Annotated in this window: 15 protein-coding genes and 1 pseudogene; 8 read left to right on the top strand and 8 right to left on the bottom strand. The window is 39.1% G+C overall.

The features are described from left to right. Nucleotides 1–156: 156 nt before the first annotated feature. The 3 genes and pseudogenes from M1E09_RS01920 to M1E09_RS01910 form a co-directional block, all read right to left on the bottom strand. Nucleotides 157–1,005, bottom strand: a pseudogene (locus M1E09_RS01920) (cache domain-containing sensor histidine kinase); the annotation flags it as partial. Between the two features lie 568 nt (nt 1,006–1,573). Beyond that, entirely contained in the window at nt 1,574–2,254 is a 681-nt protein-coding gene (locus M1E09_RS01915) for a response regulator (protein WP_456274869.1), read from the bottom strand. 28 nt (nt 2,255–2,282) lie between these two features. After that, complete coding sequence (locus M1E09_RS01910) at nt 2,283–3,425, bottom strand: sensor histidine kinase (RefSeq protein ID WP_456273223.1); 1,143 nt, start codon at nt 3,423–3,425, stop codon at nt 2,283–2,285. 497 nt (nt 3,426–3,922) lie between these two features. On the opposite strand from M1E09_RS01910, the gene M1E09_RS01905 reads away from it, so the two are divergent. After that, nucleotides 3,923–4,555, top strand: a complete 633-nt coding sequence (locus tag M1E09_RS01905) for a YigZ family protein (RefSeq protein WP_456273222.1) — start codon at nt 3,923–3,925, stop codon at nt 4,553–4,555. 204 nt (nt 4,556–4,759) lie between these two features. After that, on the top strand, nt 4,760–5,782 hold the full coding sequence (locus tag M1E09_RS01900; protein WP_456273221.1) for an LCP family protein: 1,023 nt from the start codon (nt 4,760–4,762) through the stop codon (nt 5,780–5,782). 305 nt (nt 5,783–6,087) lie between these two features. Here the strand turns inward: M1E09_RS01900 and M1E09_RS01895 are convergent, their stop codons facing one another. Further along, complete coding sequence (locus M1E09_RS01895; RefSeq protein WP_456273220.1) at nt 6,088–7,137, bottom strand: glycosyltransferase family 4 protein; 1,050 nt, start codon at nt 7,135–7,137, stop codon at nt 6,088–6,090. 618 nt (nt 7,138–7,755) lie between these two features. Here M1E09_RS01895 and M1E09_RS01890 point away from each other — a divergent pair. Next, nucleotides 7,756–9,153: an O-antigen ligase family protein gene (locus M1E09_RS01890; protein WP_456273219.1), complete on the top strand. Its 1,398-nt coding sequence runs from the start codon at nt 7,756–7,758 to the stop codon at nt 9,151–9,153. Between the two features lie 105 nt (nt 9,154–9,258). After that, a complete protein-coding gene (locus tag M1E09_RS01885) occupies nt 9,259–9,687 on the top strand; it encodes a hypothetical protein (protein WP_456273218.1) in 429 nt (142 codons plus the stop codon). Between the two features lie 96 nt (nt 9,688–9,783). Here the strand turns inward: M1E09_RS01885 and M1E09_RS01880 are convergent, their stop codons facing one another. The 3 genes from M1E09_RS01880 to M1E09_RS01870 form a co-directional block, all read right to left on the bottom strand. Further along, nucleotides 9,784–10,872: a glycosyltransferase gene (locus M1E09_RS01880; RefSeq protein WP_456273217.1), complete on the bottom strand. Its 1,089-nt coding sequence runs from the start codon at nt 10,870–10,872 to the stop codon at nt 9,784–9,786. 42 nt (nt 10,873–10,914) lie between these two features. Beyond that, the gene (gene murJ, locus M1E09_RS01875) at nt 10,915–12,423 is read right to left on the bottom strand and encodes a murein biosynthesis integral membrane protein MurJ (RefSeq protein ID WP_456273216.1); all 1,509 of its coding nucleotides are present in this window, start codon (nt 12,421–12,423) and stop codon (nt 10,915–10,917) included. A gap of 158 nt (nt 12,424–12,581) precedes the next feature. Then, nucleotides 12,582–15,716, bottom strand: coding sequence for a hypothetical protein (locus M1E09_RS01870; RefSeq protein WP_456273215.1), 3,135 nt, complete (start codon nt 15,714–15,716; stop codon nt 12,582–12,584). Between the two features lie 201 nt (nt 15,717–15,917). Here M1E09_RS01870 and M1E09_RS01865 point away from each other — a divergent pair, with 201 nt between their 5' ends. The 4 genes from M1E09_RS01865 to M1E09_RS01850 are packed head-to-tail and all read left to right on the top strand — an operon-like array spanning nt 15,918 to nt 19,271. Further along, nucleotides 15,918–16,859: a glycosyltransferase family 2 protein gene (locus M1E09_RS01865; protein WP_456273214.1), complete on the top strand. Its 942-nt coding sequence runs from the start codon at nt 15,918–15,920 to the stop codon at nt 16,857–16,859. Next, nucleotides 16,852–18,612 carry a DUF6020 family protein gene (locus tag M1E09_RS01860; RefSeq protein WP_456273213.1) on the top strand — a complete coding sequence of 587 codons (1,761 nt, stop codon included), beginning with the start codon at nt 16,852–16,854 and terminating at the stop codon, nt 18,610–18,612. The genes M1E09_RS01865 and M1E09_RS01860 overlap by 8 nt, the downstream gene beginning before the upstream one ends. Beyond that, nucleotides 18,605–18,952 carry an EamA family transporter gene (locus M1E09_RS01855; RefSeq protein WP_456273212.1) on the top strand — a complete coding sequence of 116 codons (348 nt, stop codon included), beginning with the start codon at nt 18,605–18,607 and terminating at the stop codon, nt 18,950–18,952. Before M1E09_RS01860 ends, M1E09_RS01855 begins: the two co-directional genes overlap by 8 nt. Beyond that, complete coding sequence (locus tag M1E09_RS01850; protein ID WP_456273211.1) at nt 18,945–19,271, top strand: EamA family transporter; 327 nt, start codon at nt 18,945–18,947, stop codon at nt 19,269–19,271. The genes M1E09_RS01855 and M1E09_RS01850 overlap by 8 nt, the downstream gene beginning before the upstream one ends. Before the next feature lie 683 nt (nt 19,272–19,954). Here the strand turns inward: M1E09_RS01850 and M1E09_RS01845 are convergent. Next, complete coding sequence (locus tag M1E09_RS01845) at nt 19,955–21,001, bottom strand: hypothetical protein (RefSeq protein ID WP_456273210.1); 1,047 nt, start codon at nt 20,999–21,001, stop codon at nt 19,955–19,957. Between the last annotated feature and the right edge of the window lie 11 nt (nt 21,002–21,012).

Below are 21,012 nucleotides of genomic sequence, written 5' to 3'. Positions count from 1 at the left end.
AGAAGCAGCAGTATTTTCCTCAGAACTTGCCACGAGAGTTTGAGAGGCATCTGTTACTTGCATAGATACTTGAGAAACTTTCCTCATCATTCCTTTTACCTGTTCCAGCATATTGGAGAAGCTGACAGACAGTTGTCCAATTTCATCAGGACGATTGGTGTCAATTTCAGTCATTAGGTTTCCTTCTTCAACTTCCTGCATTGCTGATTGAAGCTTACGAATTGGATTAGTGATCGCTCTTGTAATTATGATAGAGATCAACACAGCAAGAAGGATGATGGCACCCAGTGTTATTAGAATTGGGAACATTACTCCCTGTGCTTTTTGCTCAAATTCAGAAAGAGACACTGCTCCAACTATTTTCCATCCTGTTGTCGGGTTGGTGACATATCCCATTATTTTATCGTCACCTTCAAATTCATACTCTACAATCCCGTGTTCACCCGTCTTTTCCATCTTTTTATAGAATTCCTGATTAGAAGCATCTGTTCCGATTTTTTCTGGTGAAGGATGCACAAGGAATTTCCCGCCATTATCAAACAATGCGGCATAACCCTCTTCTCCTATCTTAATCTCTCTTACAATATTCGCCAGTGCTTCAATAGAAACATCTACACTAAATACTCCAACAACTTTTCCGGATTTTTCAACTGCCTTAGCTGCACTGATAATTACTTCATTAGATGCTGTATCTATGTAAGGTTCTGTCCAGATTACCTCTCCGGACTGTTCTACTGCTCTTTCATACCAAGGTCTTGTTCTTGCATCGAAGTCTGAAGGCAATTCTGTTTCTGGGTAAAGGATCATGTCCCCTTTGGCTTCAGTGCCCATATAAATATTTACAATCGCAGTATTGCTTTCAGCATTTTTTCTAAAATCATCTAAGATAGAATTGACATTTCCTTCTTGTTCATAGTTTTGTAAAATAAAATCTGTGCTAAATCTATTCACCGTATTATTGATATTATTGAAGAATAATTGGTAAGAATCATTTACACTGGACATTTGCTCTTCCACATTGGTAATAAGTTCATCCGTTGTCAAGGAGACGCTGGATTGATAACTAACAAAGGAAATCACAGCTCCAGAGAGCACTATTAATATTAAAAACGGGATTAATATCTGCCTTTGTAAAGATTTCTTAAGAAAATGACTTGATATAAGTCGTTTTGGTTTTCTTACTCTTTCTTTCTTTGTATCTTTCATATTAACGTCTCCTTCTAAACTCGTACTTTAGTCCTGTATTACTTACAATTTTATTAACAATTTCCTGGTATGTCCAATTTGTTTTTATCCCATCAGACAAAATATTCGTCCTTTAAGCTTATGATTCGATTCGCCTACTACAATTTTCAGTTGTTTTAAACAAATTCAGAACTTTTTTAATATATAGCTTTTGTTTTCAAATCATACTTATATTAAGGGTAAAAAAGACCTGCAATTTTTCTCAATAAAATTCTTCTGGCTATATAATCCATCCGACGACTTTCTGCAAATCTCGGGGCGTGCCTGTCACCAATAAAAAACCACAAAAAAACAAGCCCCTGATAGGAGCTTGCCTTCATATGAATATTTATCTTACTTCCACCCAGCCATTTTTAATTCCTGTTACAACAGCTTGTGTACGGTCGTTTACGTTCATTTTTTGAAGGATGTTGCTTACGTGGTTTTTGACTGTCTTTTCACTGATATACAGGGCTTCGCCAATACCACGGTTGCTTTTTCCATCAGCCAGCATCTGCAGCACTTCACACTCACGGCGGGTCAAAAGATGCAGTGGACGTCTCACTTCTGTCTGCTTGAATCCACCTGTATCCTGTGAATTAGCCAATCTACGGTAATCACTGATTAGGTTGTGAGTGACTTTAGGATGGATATAAGATCCGCCTGCCGCCACTACTTTGACCGCTTCAATCAATGCTTCTGAATCCATCTCTTTCAACAGGTAACCCAATGCGCCTGTTTTCAAAGCATGACTTACATAGTTTTCATCATCATGAATAGACAAAATAATGATTTTTGTATCCGGATACCTTTTAACAAGCTGCTGTGTAGCCTCTACCCCATTAATTTCAGGCATATTGATGTCCATCAATACAACATCCGGCTTATGCTTTTCAACTAAATTAATTGCTTCGGAACCGTCATCACCCTCAGCAAGCACATTGAAGCTTGGTTCAAATTCTAAGATGCGCTTTACCCCTTCTCGAAATAACTGATGATCATCTATAATGACAATATTCGTTGCCATGATTTCGCCTCCCTATACATACGAGAAAAATTTATGCTGTTAATGGAACCTGAACAAGGATGACCGTTCCGGTACCGACTTTTGAGTCGATACTCAGCTCCCCTTCAAGAAGCTCGACTCTTTCCTTCATGCCCATGATTCCAAAGGATCCGTTTTTCTTTTCTTTGATATCGAACCCCGTACCGTCATCCTTGATGATAACGGTAATTCTATCTTTAGTGATTTCTAATTTCACCTGAATTTCCTTAGCATCTGCATGCTTCAATGCATTTTGGATTGATTCCTGGATCAGCCGGAAAAGGGCTACTTCATACTTGGAAGGAAGTCTTTTTTCCTGCCCGATATTAATAAAACTGATTTTCGTGTTCTTATGATAATCTTCGATAGTACTTAAGTATTTTGTGAGGGTCGGAACCAAACCTAAATCATCAAGTGCCATCGGTCGAAGGTCATAGATGATTCTCCGCACTTCATACAATGCAGATCGAACCATTTCCTTAAGACTTTTTATTTCCCCCAGTGCCGCCGTAGGGCCATTTTCACGGTATACCCTGTCAATCAGGTCGGAACGGAGAAGGACATTCGCCATCATTTGCGCCGGTCCGTCGTGAATTTCACGGGAAAGCCTTTTTCTCTCCTCTTCCTGGGCTTCGATAATTTTCAGGCCAAAGTCATGCCTTTCTTTCGCATCCTCCAATGCTGCTCCCATCTGCTTAAGGTCACTGCTTAAGTAGTTGAGCACAACTGAAATCTGGGAGTTTAGATGCTCTGCACGGTCGATGGTTTCCTGCAGGTTTCTCACCCTTCTCTCAAGGTCATCCCTGCGTTCCCTCAGCCTTGCTTCAGTCTGCCTGTTCAGTGAAAGCCTCATTTGCAGATCGTGTGCTTTCTCATAAGCCTCCCTTACCTGCTCTTCCGAAAACTTTTGAAAGTGCTGGCTGACTTCTGACAGTCTTTTTCGGGCAAACCTTGATTTGTTTTCAAGGTCATCCCCTTCTTTGATCACTTTGAATACCGATTCCCTTATGACTTTCAGCTCTTCTGTAATGGATTCAAAATCCTGCCGGCATTGCTCGCCGATTTCAAATACATCATCTTTACTGCGTCCGACCGTGTCGATCATCTGCTCTAAAATGTTATCCAGCATCTTGGTGTTCACCTTTTTTATTGACACGGGGGACCCTCCTTAAATGACAAGTTCATTGTACATGGATTTCATAACGGATACTATTGCAAAATAGTTAAATGTTGGAGTCATCACCAAAATCGGCCAAAAGGCACAGACCCGGCGGAACCTCCTATATCTTTCATCCCATATATAACTTCCCCAAAATTATCTGTTATTAATAAAATTCCATGAGACCTTTTAAAACCCTTTATTCATCTAGGCATATTTTCGGCTTGCAGTATCTATTCACACGTCTATTATACCATGTCACATTTTGTCGGATATTAAAGTTTCATTACATATTGTTACCTTTACCACGCTGACTCTTCAGCACTCTAAAGCGATGGGGGACTGTCCCCCATCGCTTTAGAATACTGAAGTAAAAACCATCAAATGATATATCTTGTCATATGTAGTAGAATAAAGAGTAGACACCTTGTCGAATTATGCTTATTTACCCTCTTAGATATAGATATAAACCTTTTAGGAGAGGAGCATTCATTTTGCTGCAAAAGTATTTAACTGTGAAAGAACTCGGAGAGCATGAAATTAATATCGAACGCTCCCGCTTTATTGCACACATTAAACGAGCCGAATCGGAAGAAGAAGCCCAGGAATTCATAGTCCAAATCAAAAAAGAGCACTGGAACGCCAATCACAACTGTTCAGCTTATATGATCGGCGAACACAACCTAATTCAAAAGGCGAATGATGACGGAGAGCCGAACGGAACAGCCGGTGTTCCCATGCTGGAAGTTCTTAAGAAAAGAGACCTGAAGGACACTGTTGTCGTCGTGACGCGTTATTTCGGCGGAATTAAGCTCGGGGCAGGCGGACTGATTAGAGCATACGGAAAAGCAGTTTCTGAAGGCCTCAACGCCGTTGGGATTGTCGAAAGGACACTAATGCGGATCATGAAGACAAAGATCGACTATACATGGCTGGGGAAAGTCGAAAATGAAGTCCGTTCATCAAAATATCCGCTTAAAGAAATTCATTATCTGGACGCAGTTGAAGTGGAAACCTATGTTGAAGAAGACAAAAAAGAGGAATTTGTCGATTGGATGACGGAGCTGACGAATGGACAAGGGGAAATAACAGAGGGAAATCTTGAATATTTGGAGAAGGATGTCTGATTATTTCCTTGTCCGGCTGCAATAATGTTAATTCTTTTTTAACAAAAGCCGTCACAAATTAGACGTAAACAAACTGTCACCTATTTGCCATTTACGCCTATAACCAGGAATAGTACAATAGAATTTAGTGTATTTAGTCGATTAATGGGGAAATACATTAATAAGAGCTTTCACTGAAAAGCACCGCCAAAGGAGTTTAGCAATATGTCTACAGACAGAAGACATTTTCAATTACGGAGAAAGAAAAAGCGAAGACGCCGGATATTGTTCTTCCTGGTGATTCCATTCCTCTTAATCGCACTTTCCGCTGCAGGCTATGGAGCTTATCTATACAAAAAAGCCGAAAATGCAGTGAATGATTCTTATAATGATTTAGATGGCCGAGAAAAATCAGACAAACGCCAACAGGAAGTTAACCCTGAAGATGATAATGTTTCAATCCTGTTTATCGGCGTAGATGAAAGTGACAGCAGGAATTTCGGCGAAGCTGTTCGTTCAGATGCTTTAATGCTCGCCACCTTGAATGAAAAAAACAAAACCGTAAAATTAGTCAGCATTCCACGTGATTCTTATGTATATGTTGATGAAGTAGGGTATAAAACAAAAATAAACCATGCATATGCATACGGCGGAGCCAAAGCCTCCATGGAAACAGTCGAAGAGCTTCTGGACATCCCCGTTGACTATTATGTAAAAATGAACTTTTATGCATTTATTGATGTGGTAAATGCACTAAACGGAATTACTGTCGATGTCCCTTTTGAATTATACGAGCAAGATTCTGAGGATAACAAAAATGCCATTCATCTTCTTCCTGGCGAACAACAGTTGAACGGTGAAGAGGCCCTTGCTTTTGCCCGGACAAGAAAAATGGACAATGATATCGAAAGAGGAAAACGGCAACAGGATATCTTGAAGGCAATTATGAAAAAAGCATCACAAGCTAATTCAATTACAAAGTATGATAACGTCATCGAAGCCGTCGGAGACAATATGGAAACCAATATGACGTTCTCTGAGATGAAAACTCTTGGAAGTTACGGTATCAATAAGGATTTAAACGTTGATACCCTCACTCTAGATGGCAGCGACTCTTATATTGATGAAATATACTATTGGCAGCTGGATCCAACATCCGTTGACTCTATTTCATCTCAGCTAAAAAATCACTTGGAAGTCTCAAGCAGAAATGACAAAGATCCTATAGCATCTTCCCATCAGCCTTAAAAATCAAACGCCTGGATAGAATCCAGGCGTTTTTTCAATATCGATTCCACTTACACCGATATGGTGACTCTCTTTCAAATATCTTACTTTAAGCAGACATCACCCTTTTCTTAAAATGCAAATAGGGCTACATACTGCTTAAAGATTACAAAGATTTATTAAATTGTTCACCTATAAGCAATGTTTTATTTAGAGCAGACCGATGAAATTTTCATTCCGTTTAAGAAGCGAAAAATCACCTCCCACCTCCCTGTTTAAAAAAATAGCTAAAATTAAAAAGCCCTCCGAAAATGGAGAGCTTTTTTTCATCCGTTATCTCTGCGGGCTTTCATCATCTTAAGCAGAGGCTGATAATTATTGCCGACAAGTCCAATACTTTCAACAAAGATCTCAAGTGCGACAAGAAGAACCCCAATTAAAATAATGGAACCCCAAAATGTTGCCTGCGAGAAAATGACAGCTGCCAGTCCGAACAGAGCGGCAATCGCATAAATGATCAATACTGTTTGACGGTGGGAATAGCCCATACGCAATAAACAGTGATGCAAATGTGATTTATCCGGTGCAGACAACGGTTGCTTATTTACAATTCGTCTGATAATCGCAAAGAATGTATCAGAAATGGGCACGCCGAGAATAATAACCGGTATAATCAGTGAAATGACGGTAATGTTCTTAAACCCGAGCAAAGCCAGCACTGAAATCATATAGCCCAGGAACAATGCTCCTGTGTCACCCATGAAAATCTTTGCCGGATGAAAGTTGTAAAACAAGAAGCCTAAAGTACTGACAAGCAGCAGGGACGCCATAACCGCCACAAAGGTATCACCCATGATGACAGCCATTCCGGAGATGGTAATCAAGCCGATCGATGAAACGCCGGCAGCCAAACCGTCAAGACCATCAATAAGGTTGACGGCATTAGTTACACCGACAATCCAGACGATTGTCAACGGAATGCTCATATATCCAAACTCAAGCTGGCCTCCGAAAGGAAGGTTAATGAATTCAACCTGAGCCCCTCCCCAAACGACAACCAGCAGCGCGGCAATCAATTGCCCCAGCAATTTCACTTTTGCTGATAGTTCAAACACGTCATCCAAAGCACCAGTCAAAACAATGATGACTGCTCCGGCAATGATGGCATTTGCATAAACATTTGAAGGCTGAAGGATAATTACTCCAAGAATAAAGCTTAAAAATATAGCTAAGCCCCCAAGACGAGGCATGATTTTTTGATGGACTTTTCTGTGATTAGGACTGTCAGTTGCTCCGATTTTAATGGCAAGCTTCTTTACTAAAGGTGTCAAAACAATCGAGGCAATAAAGCAAAGGAACAAGGTTAGGTAAACCATGTAATACCTCCTTAATGATATCATAACCATTTTTCTTTATTTTCAATTTGTTACTTTTTTGCAATTAATGGGCGAGCCAGCAAACATAGTAAGCTAGCGAATAATCACAAAACTGATTATACCACTTGAAAACCAGATATGATATATAAAATTCCAACATATTCTCCATTTAATCCTTTTTATCTATCAAAATCCGACGTTATTAATATATTCCCACATACTTAGACGGAGAAACTCTTTCAAAAGTTTCATTTATATGTAAAAAAATAAAAGAAGTTACTTTAAACGTTGTGCCCCTCTGCAGAGCCAACCTAATGTTATGTATATTAAAATGATAATAATACATAAATATGGTCCAAATTGTGAACATTTGGTAATATATTTCACAAAGTTTAAAGTTTATCTAAATCTTGAAATAGTTTATGTCGAAAATTGGAACAAAACTTGATTCATTGTATAATAGTTCCTGTATCACTCGATGGACTTCTCCATTTATATATATAAACTTTCGATCTTACTATGGCACTACTTTTTGCCATATTCACATTTTCCATTTACCCTGTAAAAAAAATATTGTATCCTAGTTGAAGACTAATTGACCTTGGAGGGAATGAAATCATGCATTCAGTGATTAACAGTAAGAGGTTCTTAAATCTCTTTTTAATATTTATCCTTTTTCAGCCTGTGATTGACATATTGACTACCTATACATTAGTCCAGTTGGAAAGCAGCGCCACCTTTGGCGTCCTCATACGGGTTGCATACATGTTTGCGGGCCTTTTGCTCATCCTTCTGAATTTCAATAAAAGTAAACTAGCTAGGAACTCATTTATATACCTTGTCATCCTCGGTTTATTCGTTGGATTTAACCTGGCTATTAATTACTTCATTAAAGATCCCTTCTATATGGGACAGGAAATCAAATTTTTCATTAAAGTAGTTTATATGAATATCGTCTTTTTAAACTTTATCTTAGTTCTGACCCTTCTTAAAGAAAAAGGAAGCAGCATTCTGACGAAAGCTGTTTATTATATTTTAGTGGCATCTTTGATCATCTCTGTTTCTATGATCATTTCGATAATGACCTCCACTTCCTTAGAAAGCTACGAATCGGCTAAAGTCGGTTATACCGGCTGGTTCTTTGCCGGAAATGAGATTGGTGCGATCATTGCCATCATTCTTCCTATCCTTTGCCTGTATGCCATTAGAAAAACAAGCAGACTGAAGCAGAGTTATTTCTGGATTCCGACAGTTCTTGCTTCATTTTCACTTTTAATGTTGGGGACTAAAGTTGGTTACGGCGCAATCTTCATTGTCCTATTGGCCTCAGTATTTGTCTGTGCCATTCTTTTCTTTAGAAATAAAGGGACTGACGGGCAAAAGAAGAGTCAAAACAACCTGGTGATCTCTTCGGTACTGCTTTTAGCATTAATTATTTCAACACCTTTTACTCCTGTATTTAATAATATCAATGTCCACTTAGGATTCCTTGGAATAGATATGAGTGATGATGAACCAGAAACGCCTGAGGAAGACGACCACGGGGAAGAAGTGGATAAGGAAGGTAAACAACTGAATAAAAAACAAGTTCAGAATTTAATCTACAGCAGTCGTGAGGAATTCCTCGCCCATCATACGGAAGATTACATGGACTCACCACTTCTGCAGAAAGCTTTTGGAACAGGGTTCGCCGGCAATTATGATAATCCTGAACCCAAAATGATTGAAATGGATTTCTACGATCTGTTTTTCTCATTTGGATTTCTCGGTTTCTTTGTATATATAGCACCTGTTCTATTCTATCTTTACATTGCCGGAAAGAAACTGATTAAGAATATTAAACTAGTGTTCACACCGGAATACATGATGCTGTTATCAAGCCTAGCCTTGACGTTGGGGATTGCCCACTTTGCAGGACATGTGTTAACAGCACCGGCTGTAAGCATCTATTTTGGCTTGATATTTGCGCTGACGGTTGTTGAGCTTAACTCCTCAATGAAAGAGACAATTGAATAGTACTCCTGAAACAGTCCGAAAAATTCGGACTGTTTTTTTTGAGCCTTCCCAAACAGCAAAATATTAATGGTAGAATGGTACTTAACAAAAAAAGAGGTGATAAACGTGGAAATCAAATCTTACCATGGAGCTGGCCAGCTTAATTTTACGATGACAAAGGAAGAGATACGGCAGGCACTGGGTGAATCTCCGGAAATTTTTATGAAGGGAGGAGACTCCCCGGCTGAACAATATGTGAAATCCGGCCTTCTTATCTACTATAAAGAAGATAATGAAACCGTTGAAGCTATTGAATTCACAAGCAGTTCATCACCAGTATTCCAAGGAGTCAAATATTTGAATATGAAAGGCAGAAAAGCAATAAACAGTCTGAAAAGCCTGGACCCTGATTTATTTGAACAAAGCGATGGGGTCATTTCAATCAAACTGGGGATCAGCCTGTGGATACCCTACAGAAAAGTGGAGTCACTGCTGATTTTTGCCGAGAAAGGCTATTATGATGAATACTTCCAATTATTAGAGGAAATAGAATAGCGCCAAGTGAGAGATCCTGCTTCCTAATACGTTTTACTGCAGGGTCATCCAACTTTGAAAAAGGCCAGCAAGCTTTAATGCCTGCAGGCCTTTCCCTTATTTAAAAACATCAACCAATAAAGGCTTAATATTTTCCACTTCATATTCATCCGCTTTTTCCAAAGCGTTCTTCTTCATTTCTGCCTGTTCAGCTTCACTCAACCGGTAATAATCTTTGATTCTCTCTGCCAATCCTGAAGCATTTCCCGGTTCAAACAGGAAGCCATTCTTCCCATCTTCCACATAATCCAGCAGGCCGCCGATTGCACTGCCGACAACCGGAGTACCGCAGGCCATCGCTTCAAGTCCAACCAGCCCGAGACTCTCCCCTTTTCGTGTCGTAGGGAAACAGAAGATTTCCAAACAGTTATATATATCGGCGAGGGACTTTTGAGGCAAAAGGGTAAAGCGGACAATGTCATCCTGCAATCCAAGCTCTTCCACTTTAGCTTCAAATTGTGGCCGCTGCTTTCCGTCACCGACAATGATGAACTTGACCTTATCCAATGCCTGCGCCTTCTTTAGAGAAGCGATGGCATCCAAAAGTACATCCCAGCCTTTTCCTACGTCAAGCCGACTGACAAATCCAGCATAACGATAGTCCGGATTTAATTTATATTGTGAGAACAATTCTTCTTTATTCTTCTTCTGATGAAATAACTCCTTGTTGACACCACCGGATGGAAACACTTCAACAGGAGTCGATAGTCCATACTTTTCTTTCACGAGTCCCTTGTAATAATTGGACGGGGTGATGACTTTATGCGACTTCTGCAGCAATCGTTTAACATATTTCTGGAACTTTTCCTGGGATGGCACTTCCGGAACCACGTCAGAACCATGGACGTTGGTTACAATTCTGACATTCTTATTCAATATTTTAAGTGCCAGCAAAGGAAGTGAGTTATGTGCTGCATAGTGCACATAGGTATAATCGTATTTATTAGTCAGGCCTTTTAATAAGATGTTAAGTGAATACATACCGTATCCGATGAGTTTCTTAAGTTTCGATGTCTTCTTCGTCAATACGGTTCTGTCAACCTCAATACCCGCAGATTCGAGAATCTTTTCTGTGTTTTGAACAAATACCCCGTAGCTTGGTGCATCTTTACTTGGGTACATATTGGCAATCAAATGTATTTTCATTCCACTAACCCTTTCCACCAGTTGATTTAAGCTTTCAGTACACTATTCCTTTTTCCCTCTTGTTAAAACCATTCGTAGGGAATCAGATTTCAACAGATATAAAATCGGCAGGTAAATGAGTATGCCGATGATACTCAAGAGCGGGACACTCACATAATTTGTAAGATCCGCAAATACAGGCAAGCCTTTCAAAATGTATACAGCGGCTCCTGCAGGAACGACCGCGGCGATTACTTTCCCATACTCTTTTGAGATGAACGACAAGTTAAAGCCGCCGGCAATCCTGTATAGAATGATAAAGCAAAGTACTGTATAAACAAGACCGACAACAGATGAAGACAATGCCAGGCCTTTATAGCCGATCAGCTGTGAAAAGACAAAGCTGAAGATTACATTGAGAACCACCGATAGAAGCCCGATTCTAAGAATCAAATGCCCCTTCTCCAACGTATAAAAGCCTTTTGCAATTATAACTTGGATTGAATAGAAAAGGACCGATCCAATGTAATAAACTGCCACTTCGCTGGTTGCCAGTGTCGCAGTATGGTCAAATGCTCCTCTTTCAAACACGATTGCCACCACTTCCGTTATGAGTATCATCATGATGGTGATGGTAGGCGCAAGCAGAAGGATCATGACATTAAGTCCTTTTTCTATGCCTGTTTTAAAGAGGGCATCATTCTTATCAGCCTGTGCCTTGGACAATATCGGATAAATGATGGTCGCTGTCGTGACCCCAAAAATTGCCTGTGGAATGCTGACAAGCCGGAAAGCATAGTTCAGGTAGGAAATGACTCCTTCCCCGAATTGCCCGGCAAACAGAAAGTTCACAGTCAGGTTGATCTGCCCCACCATGATCGTCAAGCCGACAGGCAGAAAGATTTTATAGTAGTTGTAAACCTCTTTCTTGTCCATTCTTTGTTTCCAGTTGATAAAGTTTCTTGGCTTAAGATACATCAGCTTAATCAAGAAAGAGATAATGGTACCGACCAGATATCCAAGTGCCAGTGAATACCCTCCTATGACACTGTGTAGTAAAATCGCACTCCCGATGGTACATAATACCACGATGGTCTGTGAAAAAGTCGCAAATGAGTACTTCCCTTTTGCATCAAAATACCCTTCATAGATGGCATTGATACCGACAAGGAAAACGGTAGCAAAATAGACGGTAGCAGTCCAGATTCCCAGATTGATGGCACTGTCTGTGAATTCAGGATACATAAGCGGAAAGTAAACCGGTGCAAACACAGCTCCAATAAGAGAAATGACAAAACCAACGATAAAGGTGCCCTTTACAATATTTGTCAGGTGTTCATTTCCCTGATTCTTCTTTTCATACTTTATATAGCTTGGTACAAATGCATCCTTCATTCCTGTCAGCATAAATAATATGAAAGCATTCGGGATGATCATCGCGGCATTATAAGCATCGACTATATAGCTGGCTCCAAAATAATGGGCAATGACCAGGTCTCTCAGCATACTGGAGAACTTAAGGAACAACGTTGATATTAAGAAAATGATACTGGCAATTTTTAGTTTCGACATATTCATACCTCATAGAAAAAAATAGTTTTCATCTCAAAACAGCTTTCTATTGAAAACATATTTATCTTAACACAAAAAGGTTTAATAAGAATACATATGGGAATTGTATATATAAGGCACTAAAAAAAGTCTCAGCCGAAGCGGCTGAGACTTTCGAATTATTTACCAGGATCTCCCCCGTAAACAGGTATATCGAATGTTTTTGGTTTAAGCCCAAGTATCGAGTAATAAGATGAGAAGTAGTTAACTGCCTGTTTGACAGCCCATCCAACATCGGTTGCATATTGGTGAGTTCCAGGAGATTCTGGATTCCATCTCATTTTATAAAGCGTATCCTGTTGGTTACCTTCTCTGTGGATATACTTTTCACCGATGAATTTTGCTCCGCCGATGATTGCTGCTTCCACAGTAAACCATCCTTCTTCATAGGCAAATTCTGCCGCACAAACAGCTGGTGAACCAGGACATCCATCATATGCTGCAATTCCATAAACATTATATACGGTTTTTTCAGGGACTGATTGTCCTTTGACACTATTAATCTTGTAACCTTTCAACAGTACTGATTCTCTTGATGATCCAGCACCTGTTTCAAGGATGGAATGTGATACAAGATATATCTCATTGATATTATGGCGCTTCCCTGCTTCAACGAAAGCTGCTCCTTTACCTTTGAGACCGCCTCTGTTTGACAGCATCAACTCATTGATTCTGTTCGCATCTGCATCAGCAGATTCAGACAGCTTCAAGAACTGGAATCTTGCATTCTCGTCATTTACGAAGTTGGCAGGATCCATGTAGTGTGCTACATGTGTTCTGCTCGCATTGACGAACGCACGATAGTGAGTATTGTAATTGCCGTTACCATCAAGACGATATGTTTTATAGAAATTGATTTTATACCATTTCTCTTTACCAGCGGCTGTTTCAATGGTTGTTTCGCTAAGGATTTCTACCTTTTCGTCATCAATCAGAGGACCATTTACGGCAACAACCGATTTAGCGTTCAGCTGCCAGTAGTTGACCCCAGGGCCGCCCCGTACGTTCCATACATCTTTTACAAAACCGAAGTTTCCTTCAATCTTAGTGAAGGCACCGGAGTGTACATATGCTTCATATTTTGTTGTATCATTTTGAGGCGCTCTTGTTAACTGAATTTCAAGTGCCTGGTCAAAAGATGTTGAATAGTAATTGTTATCCAGTACAGGTCCAATTTGGACGCCGGTTTTATATACATAACCGATGTGGCCCCCCAGGTCTATCTCTATCCAGTTCCCCATCGTTCCTTTGAAAGGATACGCCTCGCCTTTTTGAATAACGGCTATCTTAACCAGGCTTCCTGAACCATTATCAAAAACAGGTACATCCTGCAAGGTGATGAATATTTTCCCATCAGATTGAGCAGAAGATGGATAGGTGGATTTGCTTTGAATATTATTTTCAAATCCTACTGAGGTATCACTTTCATAAACATACCCATAGTAGTCGCCAAAGTTGATTTTATGCATGTCTCCTGCATCTTCAACTCTTCTGAAAGTTTCTCCTTGTGATAATATCCCGACTTTTTTGAGACTGCCGCTTCTATTATCATAAACATCTGTTTCCTTTTTTACTTCAAAAAATTTATCACTTGAAAGGAAAGTTGTGAAAGTCGGTGGTTCGTATACATACCCTATCCTTCCAGCCATGCTTACCTTATACCAATTACCGGTCCTGTCGATTATTGGATACTTGGTATTGGGTTGGATGGAACCGAATTGGACAAGTTCACCGGAAGTATTATCATAGACTGACAGGTATTTATCTGAATATAACATCCTTGCTGAATCTTTCATTCCGCTATTCAGGTTTTTGATCGAGTGTTTTGTTACAGGTACAGTCGAATCTTTCCAGATATAACCGAATCCGTTACCAAACTTAACTTTAATCCAGTTCCCGCTGACAGACTCAATTGGATACTCTTGATTTTTATTTAAAGCACCCACTTTTACAAACTCCCCTGAGCTGGTATCGTAAACTGACAAATAATCTGTTGTTACTTTGAAATACTTGTGATTCGAATTAAATGCTAGTTTTGTTGCCGGTTTGTAAACGTATCCGATCCTTCCGGAGAACTCAATTTTGTACCAGTTCCCTATTTCTGCAATCACTGGATATTTTACTCCTGGGGCTATATTCCCCATTCTTACGAGACTGCCAGAAGTATTATCATAGACTGATAGATTCACATCACTAAGAACTTCAAATATAGCAGGGTTGTTCACTGGAGCTGTATTTGTTATTTCCTCGCCAGTGGATGGAATAGTGGAGCCTTTCCAAACAAAACCATAGCCCTTATTGAATTTAATCTTATGCCAATTACCGATTGTCTCCACTATACGGAAAGATTGTCCTTCAACAATATCCCCTACTTTTACAAGGCTCCCGCTACTATTATCATAGATTGATAATGTAGGAGTTGCAGCTTTTAAAAAGCCCGCTTCCTCAAATGTTAATTTAGCCTCTTGAGGGGGTAAAGTCGTAGTGGTCTCTTCTTCAGCTTGTGCAGAGAGCTCAATCTCATCCTCCGTTTGAGCTGCGTTCTCTTGAGTAGCTGTTGAATCAGAAGCTGCTGTTTCTTCTGATTCACTTTCTGAGATTGGTTCCTCAGTACTAACAGGTTCCTCACTGACAGGAACTGTTTCCTCTTTTTCGCCAGAGGAATCTTCTGTCTCCGTTGACTGTGATTCAAGCTCACTTTTATTCACATACACCAGTCGGCTGCCTAAAATCAAATAATATTTCAGGTCATCCTGCTTCAATATTGGCAAATCAACAGATTTAGTTACTGATGCAATGGCTTCATCTGAATCTGCATAAAGAGACAAGCCTGCAGGAAGTGTAATCGTATCCGATTCTACTTTAGAATCCTCATATGATATGTACTCTTCTGCATTTTCTTGACTTACTTCCTCAGATTGGAAAGCTTCAAGCGGAATATTAAACATTAAGGAACCAACTTGAACTAATGCCTCATTCTCTTTACCAATTGTTACAAAAATGAGCTGCCCTTCATTCAAGGTTATCCCGTTTTCCAATGGCACGTCTGCAACCAACCTGATGAGTGCTGCTTCCTCATCATTTTGTTCGATACTGCTATCATTGACCGATTGAACATTACCCTCTTGGACGTTATCAGCATTGGATGTGTCTCCAGCTGCATGAGCAGTCATCGGTACGATAAAACAGAAAATCGACAGCATAATTAGACACTGTGTCAAAACAGCTTTAAGCTTTTTCAACCTGTTTTGCAAAATCTTAGCCTCCTATAAAATGTTGTATATTGTACATATTATAGTATATTGTGGTTATTATAAGGTTTCAATGAAAAATTTCGTTTTTATGTATGCCAAAAAATGGTGGATGGACTATCATTTATTTCTAGATTAATATGTCGATTCGTGTTATTCTATCTGATGGTCAAGATTGAATTAATTAGAACAGGAGTTGTGTATATGGAGATTGCAGTTCTTATTCCTTGTTACAATGAGGAACAAACCGTTGGACAAGTCATCAGGGATTTCAAGAAAGAGCTTCCCGATGCTACAATATACGTTTATGATAATAACTCTTCAGACAGGACAAGCGAAGTAGCCCAGGAAAATGGGGCTATTGTCAAGAAAGAGAAAAGGCAAGGGAAGGGAAATGTAGTCCGCTCTATGTTCCAGGACATTGATGCAGATTACTACGTGATGGTTGATGGCGATGACACTTACCCGGCCAAGTTTGTCCATGAACTGTTGAAACCTGTTCAAAACAAAGAAGCAAACCTGGTAATAGGAGACCGCCTCTCCAATGGAACATATTTCAATGAAAACAAAAGAGCGTTTCACAGCTTCGGGAACAACCTTGTTAAAGGTCTTATCAATTCATTGTATAAGAGTGATATTAAAGACATCATGACTGGATACCGGGCATTTGACAAACTGTTTGTTAAATCAATGCCTGTAATGAGTCCCGGCTTTGAAATTGAAACTGAAATGAGCTTACATGCTTTAGATAAGCGCTTTAAGATTATCGAAGTCCCAATCGATTATCGGGACCGCCCTGAAGGCAGTGAATCAAAATTAAACACATTTTCTGATGGCTTTAAAGTGTTGAATATGATTTTCACTCTCTTCAAGGAGTATAAACCATTCCAGTTCTTCGGTATCTTCTCAGTCATATTCCTGCTTTTAGGTCTGGCTGCGGGTACGCCAGTCATCTATGAATATGTGACTGACCAGTTTATCACGAGGGTTCCGCTGGCAATTCTTGCAGTAGGTTTGGTGCTCCTTGCTGTCATTTCCTTTGCTTGTGCATTAATCCTGGATACCATTGCGTCCTTAAATAAAAAGCAGTATGAGCTGGAATTGAACCGTCTGTCAAATTCCATGGGTGAGAAAAGATATGAATAATTACCTTAAATATATCAGTCTTGTTCTTGTTGCAGGATTTCTTGCATGTTCAAGTGTTTTTTATTTTTATCCTATTAGAAATGCAGGATTGCCTTTACTAGTCCTGGCTTTTGTATTTTCCGGATTTATTACCTTTATGCATTCTAAATCGAGACCTTTTTTAAGGTCTTCTTCTGTAACAAGAGAGAAATACAATAAATGGATTTTAATCATCGTCGCTCTATTTTCTATATTTCTATTGTTTAGTATAAAAGGAGAACAAATGTACCTTTCTGATAACTCGGTGGTATTGATTGCCCTTGTGTATGCAGGTACATTTGCTCTCATATTTTCGACTGTAAGTGTCGTGGTCTTCTTTCTTCTGACACTCTGGTTCCAAACAATCCCTTATTCTGAAGCCGATTTTTCTTATAAAAGATTTTGGGTGTATTTTCTGCCTGTACTGCTTGGCCTTTTAATATATTGGATTGCTTTCTTCCCTGCTGCCATGACACCTGACTCATTAGCCCAATGGGATCAGGCCCATACTAAAGTATTTCACGACTGGCATCCAATTATATTTACCTGGATCATCATGTTCCTCACTTATATTTGGGACTCTCCAGGTATAATCAGCTTGTTTCAAATCGTAACGATTTCAGCTGTATTTGCTTATATGATGCTCCAATTCGAACGAATTGGAGTAAAGAAAGTGTTCCTTTATATCATTACTTTTATCTTTATTGCCCTGCCTGTTACAGGGATTTTTCCTATAATCATCTGGAAGGACATACTTTATTCAACCTTCCTCTTGTTATTCAGTATCCATATCTTCAACATAGTCTATTCAAAGGGAGAATGGCTCAAGAATAAATGGAGTCTGGCCGGGTTGGCATTGTCCTCTTTTGCACTTGTCTTCTTTAGACACAACGGGTTCCCTGTTTTCATCATTGTTGGGCTGTGCCTCCTTGTTGTCTATCGTAAAAAGCTGAAGTTTCTGCTGCCAGTATACATCGGTATAATCGCAATTCATTTTCTGATTACCGGTCCTGTTTTTAAAGCGTTGGATGTTAAACCTTCAGATCCAAATGAAGCTTTAAGCATTCCAACCCAGCAGATTGCATTAATTGTGAACGAAGACGGACATATGACTGAAGATCAGAGGGAATACGTTGACGATATTTTGCCTTTGCAAATGTGGAAAGACAAATACAATCCTTACAATGTAGATCCGATTAAGTTTTCATGGGAGCATTATGATCGTGAATTGATCTTTGACGACTTTGGAAAATATATAAAAAACTGGTTTTCTCTTGTTATTCAAAATCCTGGTCTTGCTTTTGAAGCCTTTTTCGATCAAACATCCATGGTATGGCAGATCAATATGCCAGAAGACGGTTATACAGATACGTACGTGACCAATATTTATTATGGTAACCCGCAAGGTTTATTGGATAAAGTGATTCACCCGACTGTCACAGCGGCTGCTAGTGCGTATCTGCAAAAGACCAAAGAAGTGTTTGGTTTTATCATTTGGAGGCCTGCTGTTTACTTCAGCTTGATTGCTCTTTTCACAATGGTTGCCATTGTGCGGAATGGATTTAAATACGTATTGGTATCTCTTCCTATCCTTTTGAATATCCTTTCTGTAATGGCCGCTCTGCCTGCGCAGGATTTTAGGTATCTGTTTTCAAATACACTTGTCACTTTCCTGCTGTTTGTCATGATGTTTATTACAGATAAACAAAAGAATGAAGGAGTTCTTAATGAATAAGGCATTAGCTTCTTTTAAGAAGAACGGAGTTGGGATTGGAATAATGATCTTCGCCGCCATTTTCACAGCCACCGGCCAGTTGTTCTGGAAGCTGTCAGAATCCGAGATAAACCTTAACCTCATAATAGGTTTTGGCTTGTATGGGCTTGGTGCAGCGTTGATGATTGTCGCCTTTCGATTCGGTAGTCTGTCTGTTCTTCATCCTTTTCTGAGTGTTGGATATATTATCAGTACACTCCTCGGTGTTCTGTTACTGGGAGAAAGGCTTTCAGCTTTTGGGATAATCGGTATTGGATTGATTATTACAGGCGTTGCATTGATAGGTGGCGGAGATGAGTAGTATCTTTTTATTATTGACCATGACGTTATTGGGATCTCTTGGAGGCTTTTTCTTCAAAAAAACAAGCGCTGTTACAAAGGATGCCTTACTCAAGACACTTTTGTTCCTCGCCATCGGTGGATTTTTGTATTTGGCAGGCGCCATACTTAATATCTTACTGCTTAAAGAACTCCCTTATAGTGTCGTTTTTCCACTTACGGCGATCACTTATATATGGACATTAGGTATTTCATACAAATTGCTTGGTGAAAAAATTACGATTAAGAAAATGATAGGCATTCTTTTGATAGGAATCGGCTGTCTGTTGCTTGTCCTGTAATTCACCTAATGTTTTCAAACAAAAACGAAGCCTCACTTTTGAGTAAGTAGTTCAGTTTAGAGGTACAAAATGGTAAAATCCAATGTCTTTTAGCATACGAATTCACAATATTATTCGTATGCTGTTTTTTATTATTAATACGGCTTATCTTTTTCTTTTAAATGTATTTTCGCACCTGAAATCGCGTCACGTTTTCGCAACACTGAAATATATTGGAGTCTTTTGATTACGTGTCGAATTCACTTGCGGATCGGTGTCAAAAAACATAACGAATTTTAAAAGTTCGAATCAAAAAAAGAACCAGCACCATGAGCTTATACCATAAGGGAAGAAATTTCCCTTATGTAAGAAATGTCGGGGAAAATAGGTCAATTAGAGGAAGATTTTTCCCTTATTTACTTAAATAACATGAAAATTGGGTTACGGAGCATGTTTAACGGAAATTTCTTCCCTTATTTACCTCTCTCCAGCTAAATTCTGAGGTTTAACGGAAAAATTTTCCCTTATTCGAGTTCCCTTCCTTTGGTGACTTACTCAATTAATGAAATTTATTATGTGATTTTAATTACGAATTCATAGTAAAAAAGCAGTCCGTTTTGGACTGCTTTTTCTAGTTTTGTCCTCCAAAACTGAACTACTTACCCTTTTGAGAGGCTCGTTATTATATGGACATTTGTAATCTGTTATTGAATTACTCCACTTTGCTTATACAATTCTTTTAAATACTCGTCGAGATTTTCTTCTGTCACTACTTCCATAATATCTTCATACGCTTCAGGATTTTGTATCGCCAAGTTCATTTGATGGCCAACAGAAGGATAGTAATGGAACCAGTCAAAGTAGTTATCTATATTCGTAGTAACTGGTGTATGCCCTTGAAAACTGTAAACTTTTCCAAACACATCAATCATGTCTTTGAACCATCTTTCGTAGGCTTTTCTTTGATCTTCTTCATTTAAAATCAGGTCTAGCCTTTGCGCCGGGATAGGGTCCGTAAATACTTTAAATTCAGTCTCGGGGTACTTTTGCTTTATGTTTTCTAATTTAGACTTATATTGCTCACTATAGGCAAATGGCACTTCAGCTTCTTTTTTAAACCTCTCAACAAATCTGCCCCAAGAACCTGGTACCCCGTCATTCGGAAAGGTGGTTTGTGCCACATTATCTCGGGTGTAACTTCTAGGGCCGTCATAACTGTTTTCTTTAGAAATTTTATAGTTTTCCATCGATGATTCTAAAGTGCTTAATGAAAACAATGATGTAAACTTATATAATGGATCTTCAGCTTTATCAATATAGACGGAAGGATCTTGTTGATTATTAGCTAGATCATCATTGAAAGAATTAAAATAGAGCTCCATATAAATCGTTTCAAAATCTGTATCGTTCTTCTCTACTGCATACTCAATATAAGGCAGGTATTCATCAATATGCAGGGAACTTAAAGAATAATTATAGACTTTTTGCCCTTCATAATCATGATGATTCATATACGTGACCCTGCTTGTCCCGATCATCAACCCGTCATAGTCAAAATCTTCGCTATTGATCATATTGGTCTTTTGCTGTCTTTCATTAAAACCTATTTGATAATCATTAAAACTATGCTGATGCGAAAAGTTCCATAGGGGATCCATCCAATAATTGAATCCCATGATTCCTGCAACCGGCACAATCACAAACACCATTGAAGTTGCTAATAATTTTATAAACCATTGCTTTGAACCCAAAGCCACCACAC

Source organism: Bacillus sp. AK031 (assembly GCF_053903065.1).
Note: the sequence above shows the minus strand (reverse complement) of the source record. Positions and strands in the feature narration are given on the sequence as shown.

What these genes read in the sequence shown, in the direction of transcription:
- M1E09_RS01855 (WP_456273212.1), top strand. Translation starts at nt 18,605, where the DNA reads ATGAATAAGGCATTAGCTTCTTTTAAGAAGAACGGAGTTGGGATTGGA.
- M1E09_RS01895 (WP_456273220.1), bottom strand. Translation starts at nt 7,137, where the DNA reads ATGGTTTACCTAACCTTGTTCCTTTGCTTTATTGCCTCGATTGTTTTG.
- M1E09_RS01900 (WP_456273221.1), top strand. Translation starts at nt 4,760, where the DNA reads ATGTCTACAGACAGAAGACATTTTCAATTACGGAGAAAGAAAAAGCGA.
- M1E09_RS01880 (WP_456273217.1), bottom strand. Translation starts at nt 10,872, where the DNA reads ATGAAAATACATTTGATTGCCAATATGTACCCAAGTAAAGATGCACCA.
- M1E09_RS01865 (WP_456273214.1), top strand. Translation starts at nt 15,918, where the DNA reads ATGGAGATTGCAGTTCTTATTCCTTGTTACAATGAGGAACAAACCGTT.
- murJ (WP_456273216.1), bottom strand. Translation starts at nt 12,423, where the DNA reads ATGTCGAAACTAAAAATTGCCAGTATCATTTTCTTAATATCAACGTTG.
- M1E09_RS01850 (WP_456273211.1), top strand. Translation starts at nt 18,945, where the DNA reads ATGAGTAGTATCTTTTTATTATTGACCATGACGTTATTGGGATCTCTT.
- M1E09_RS01890 (WP_456273219.1), top strand. Translation starts at nt 7,756, where the DNA reads ATGCATTCAGTGATTAACAGTAAGAGGTTCTTAAATCTCTTTTTAATA.
- M1E09_RS01860 (WP_456273213.1), top strand. Translation starts at nt 16,852, where the DNA reads ATGAATAATTACCTTAAATATATCAGTCTTGTTCTTGTTGCAGGATTT.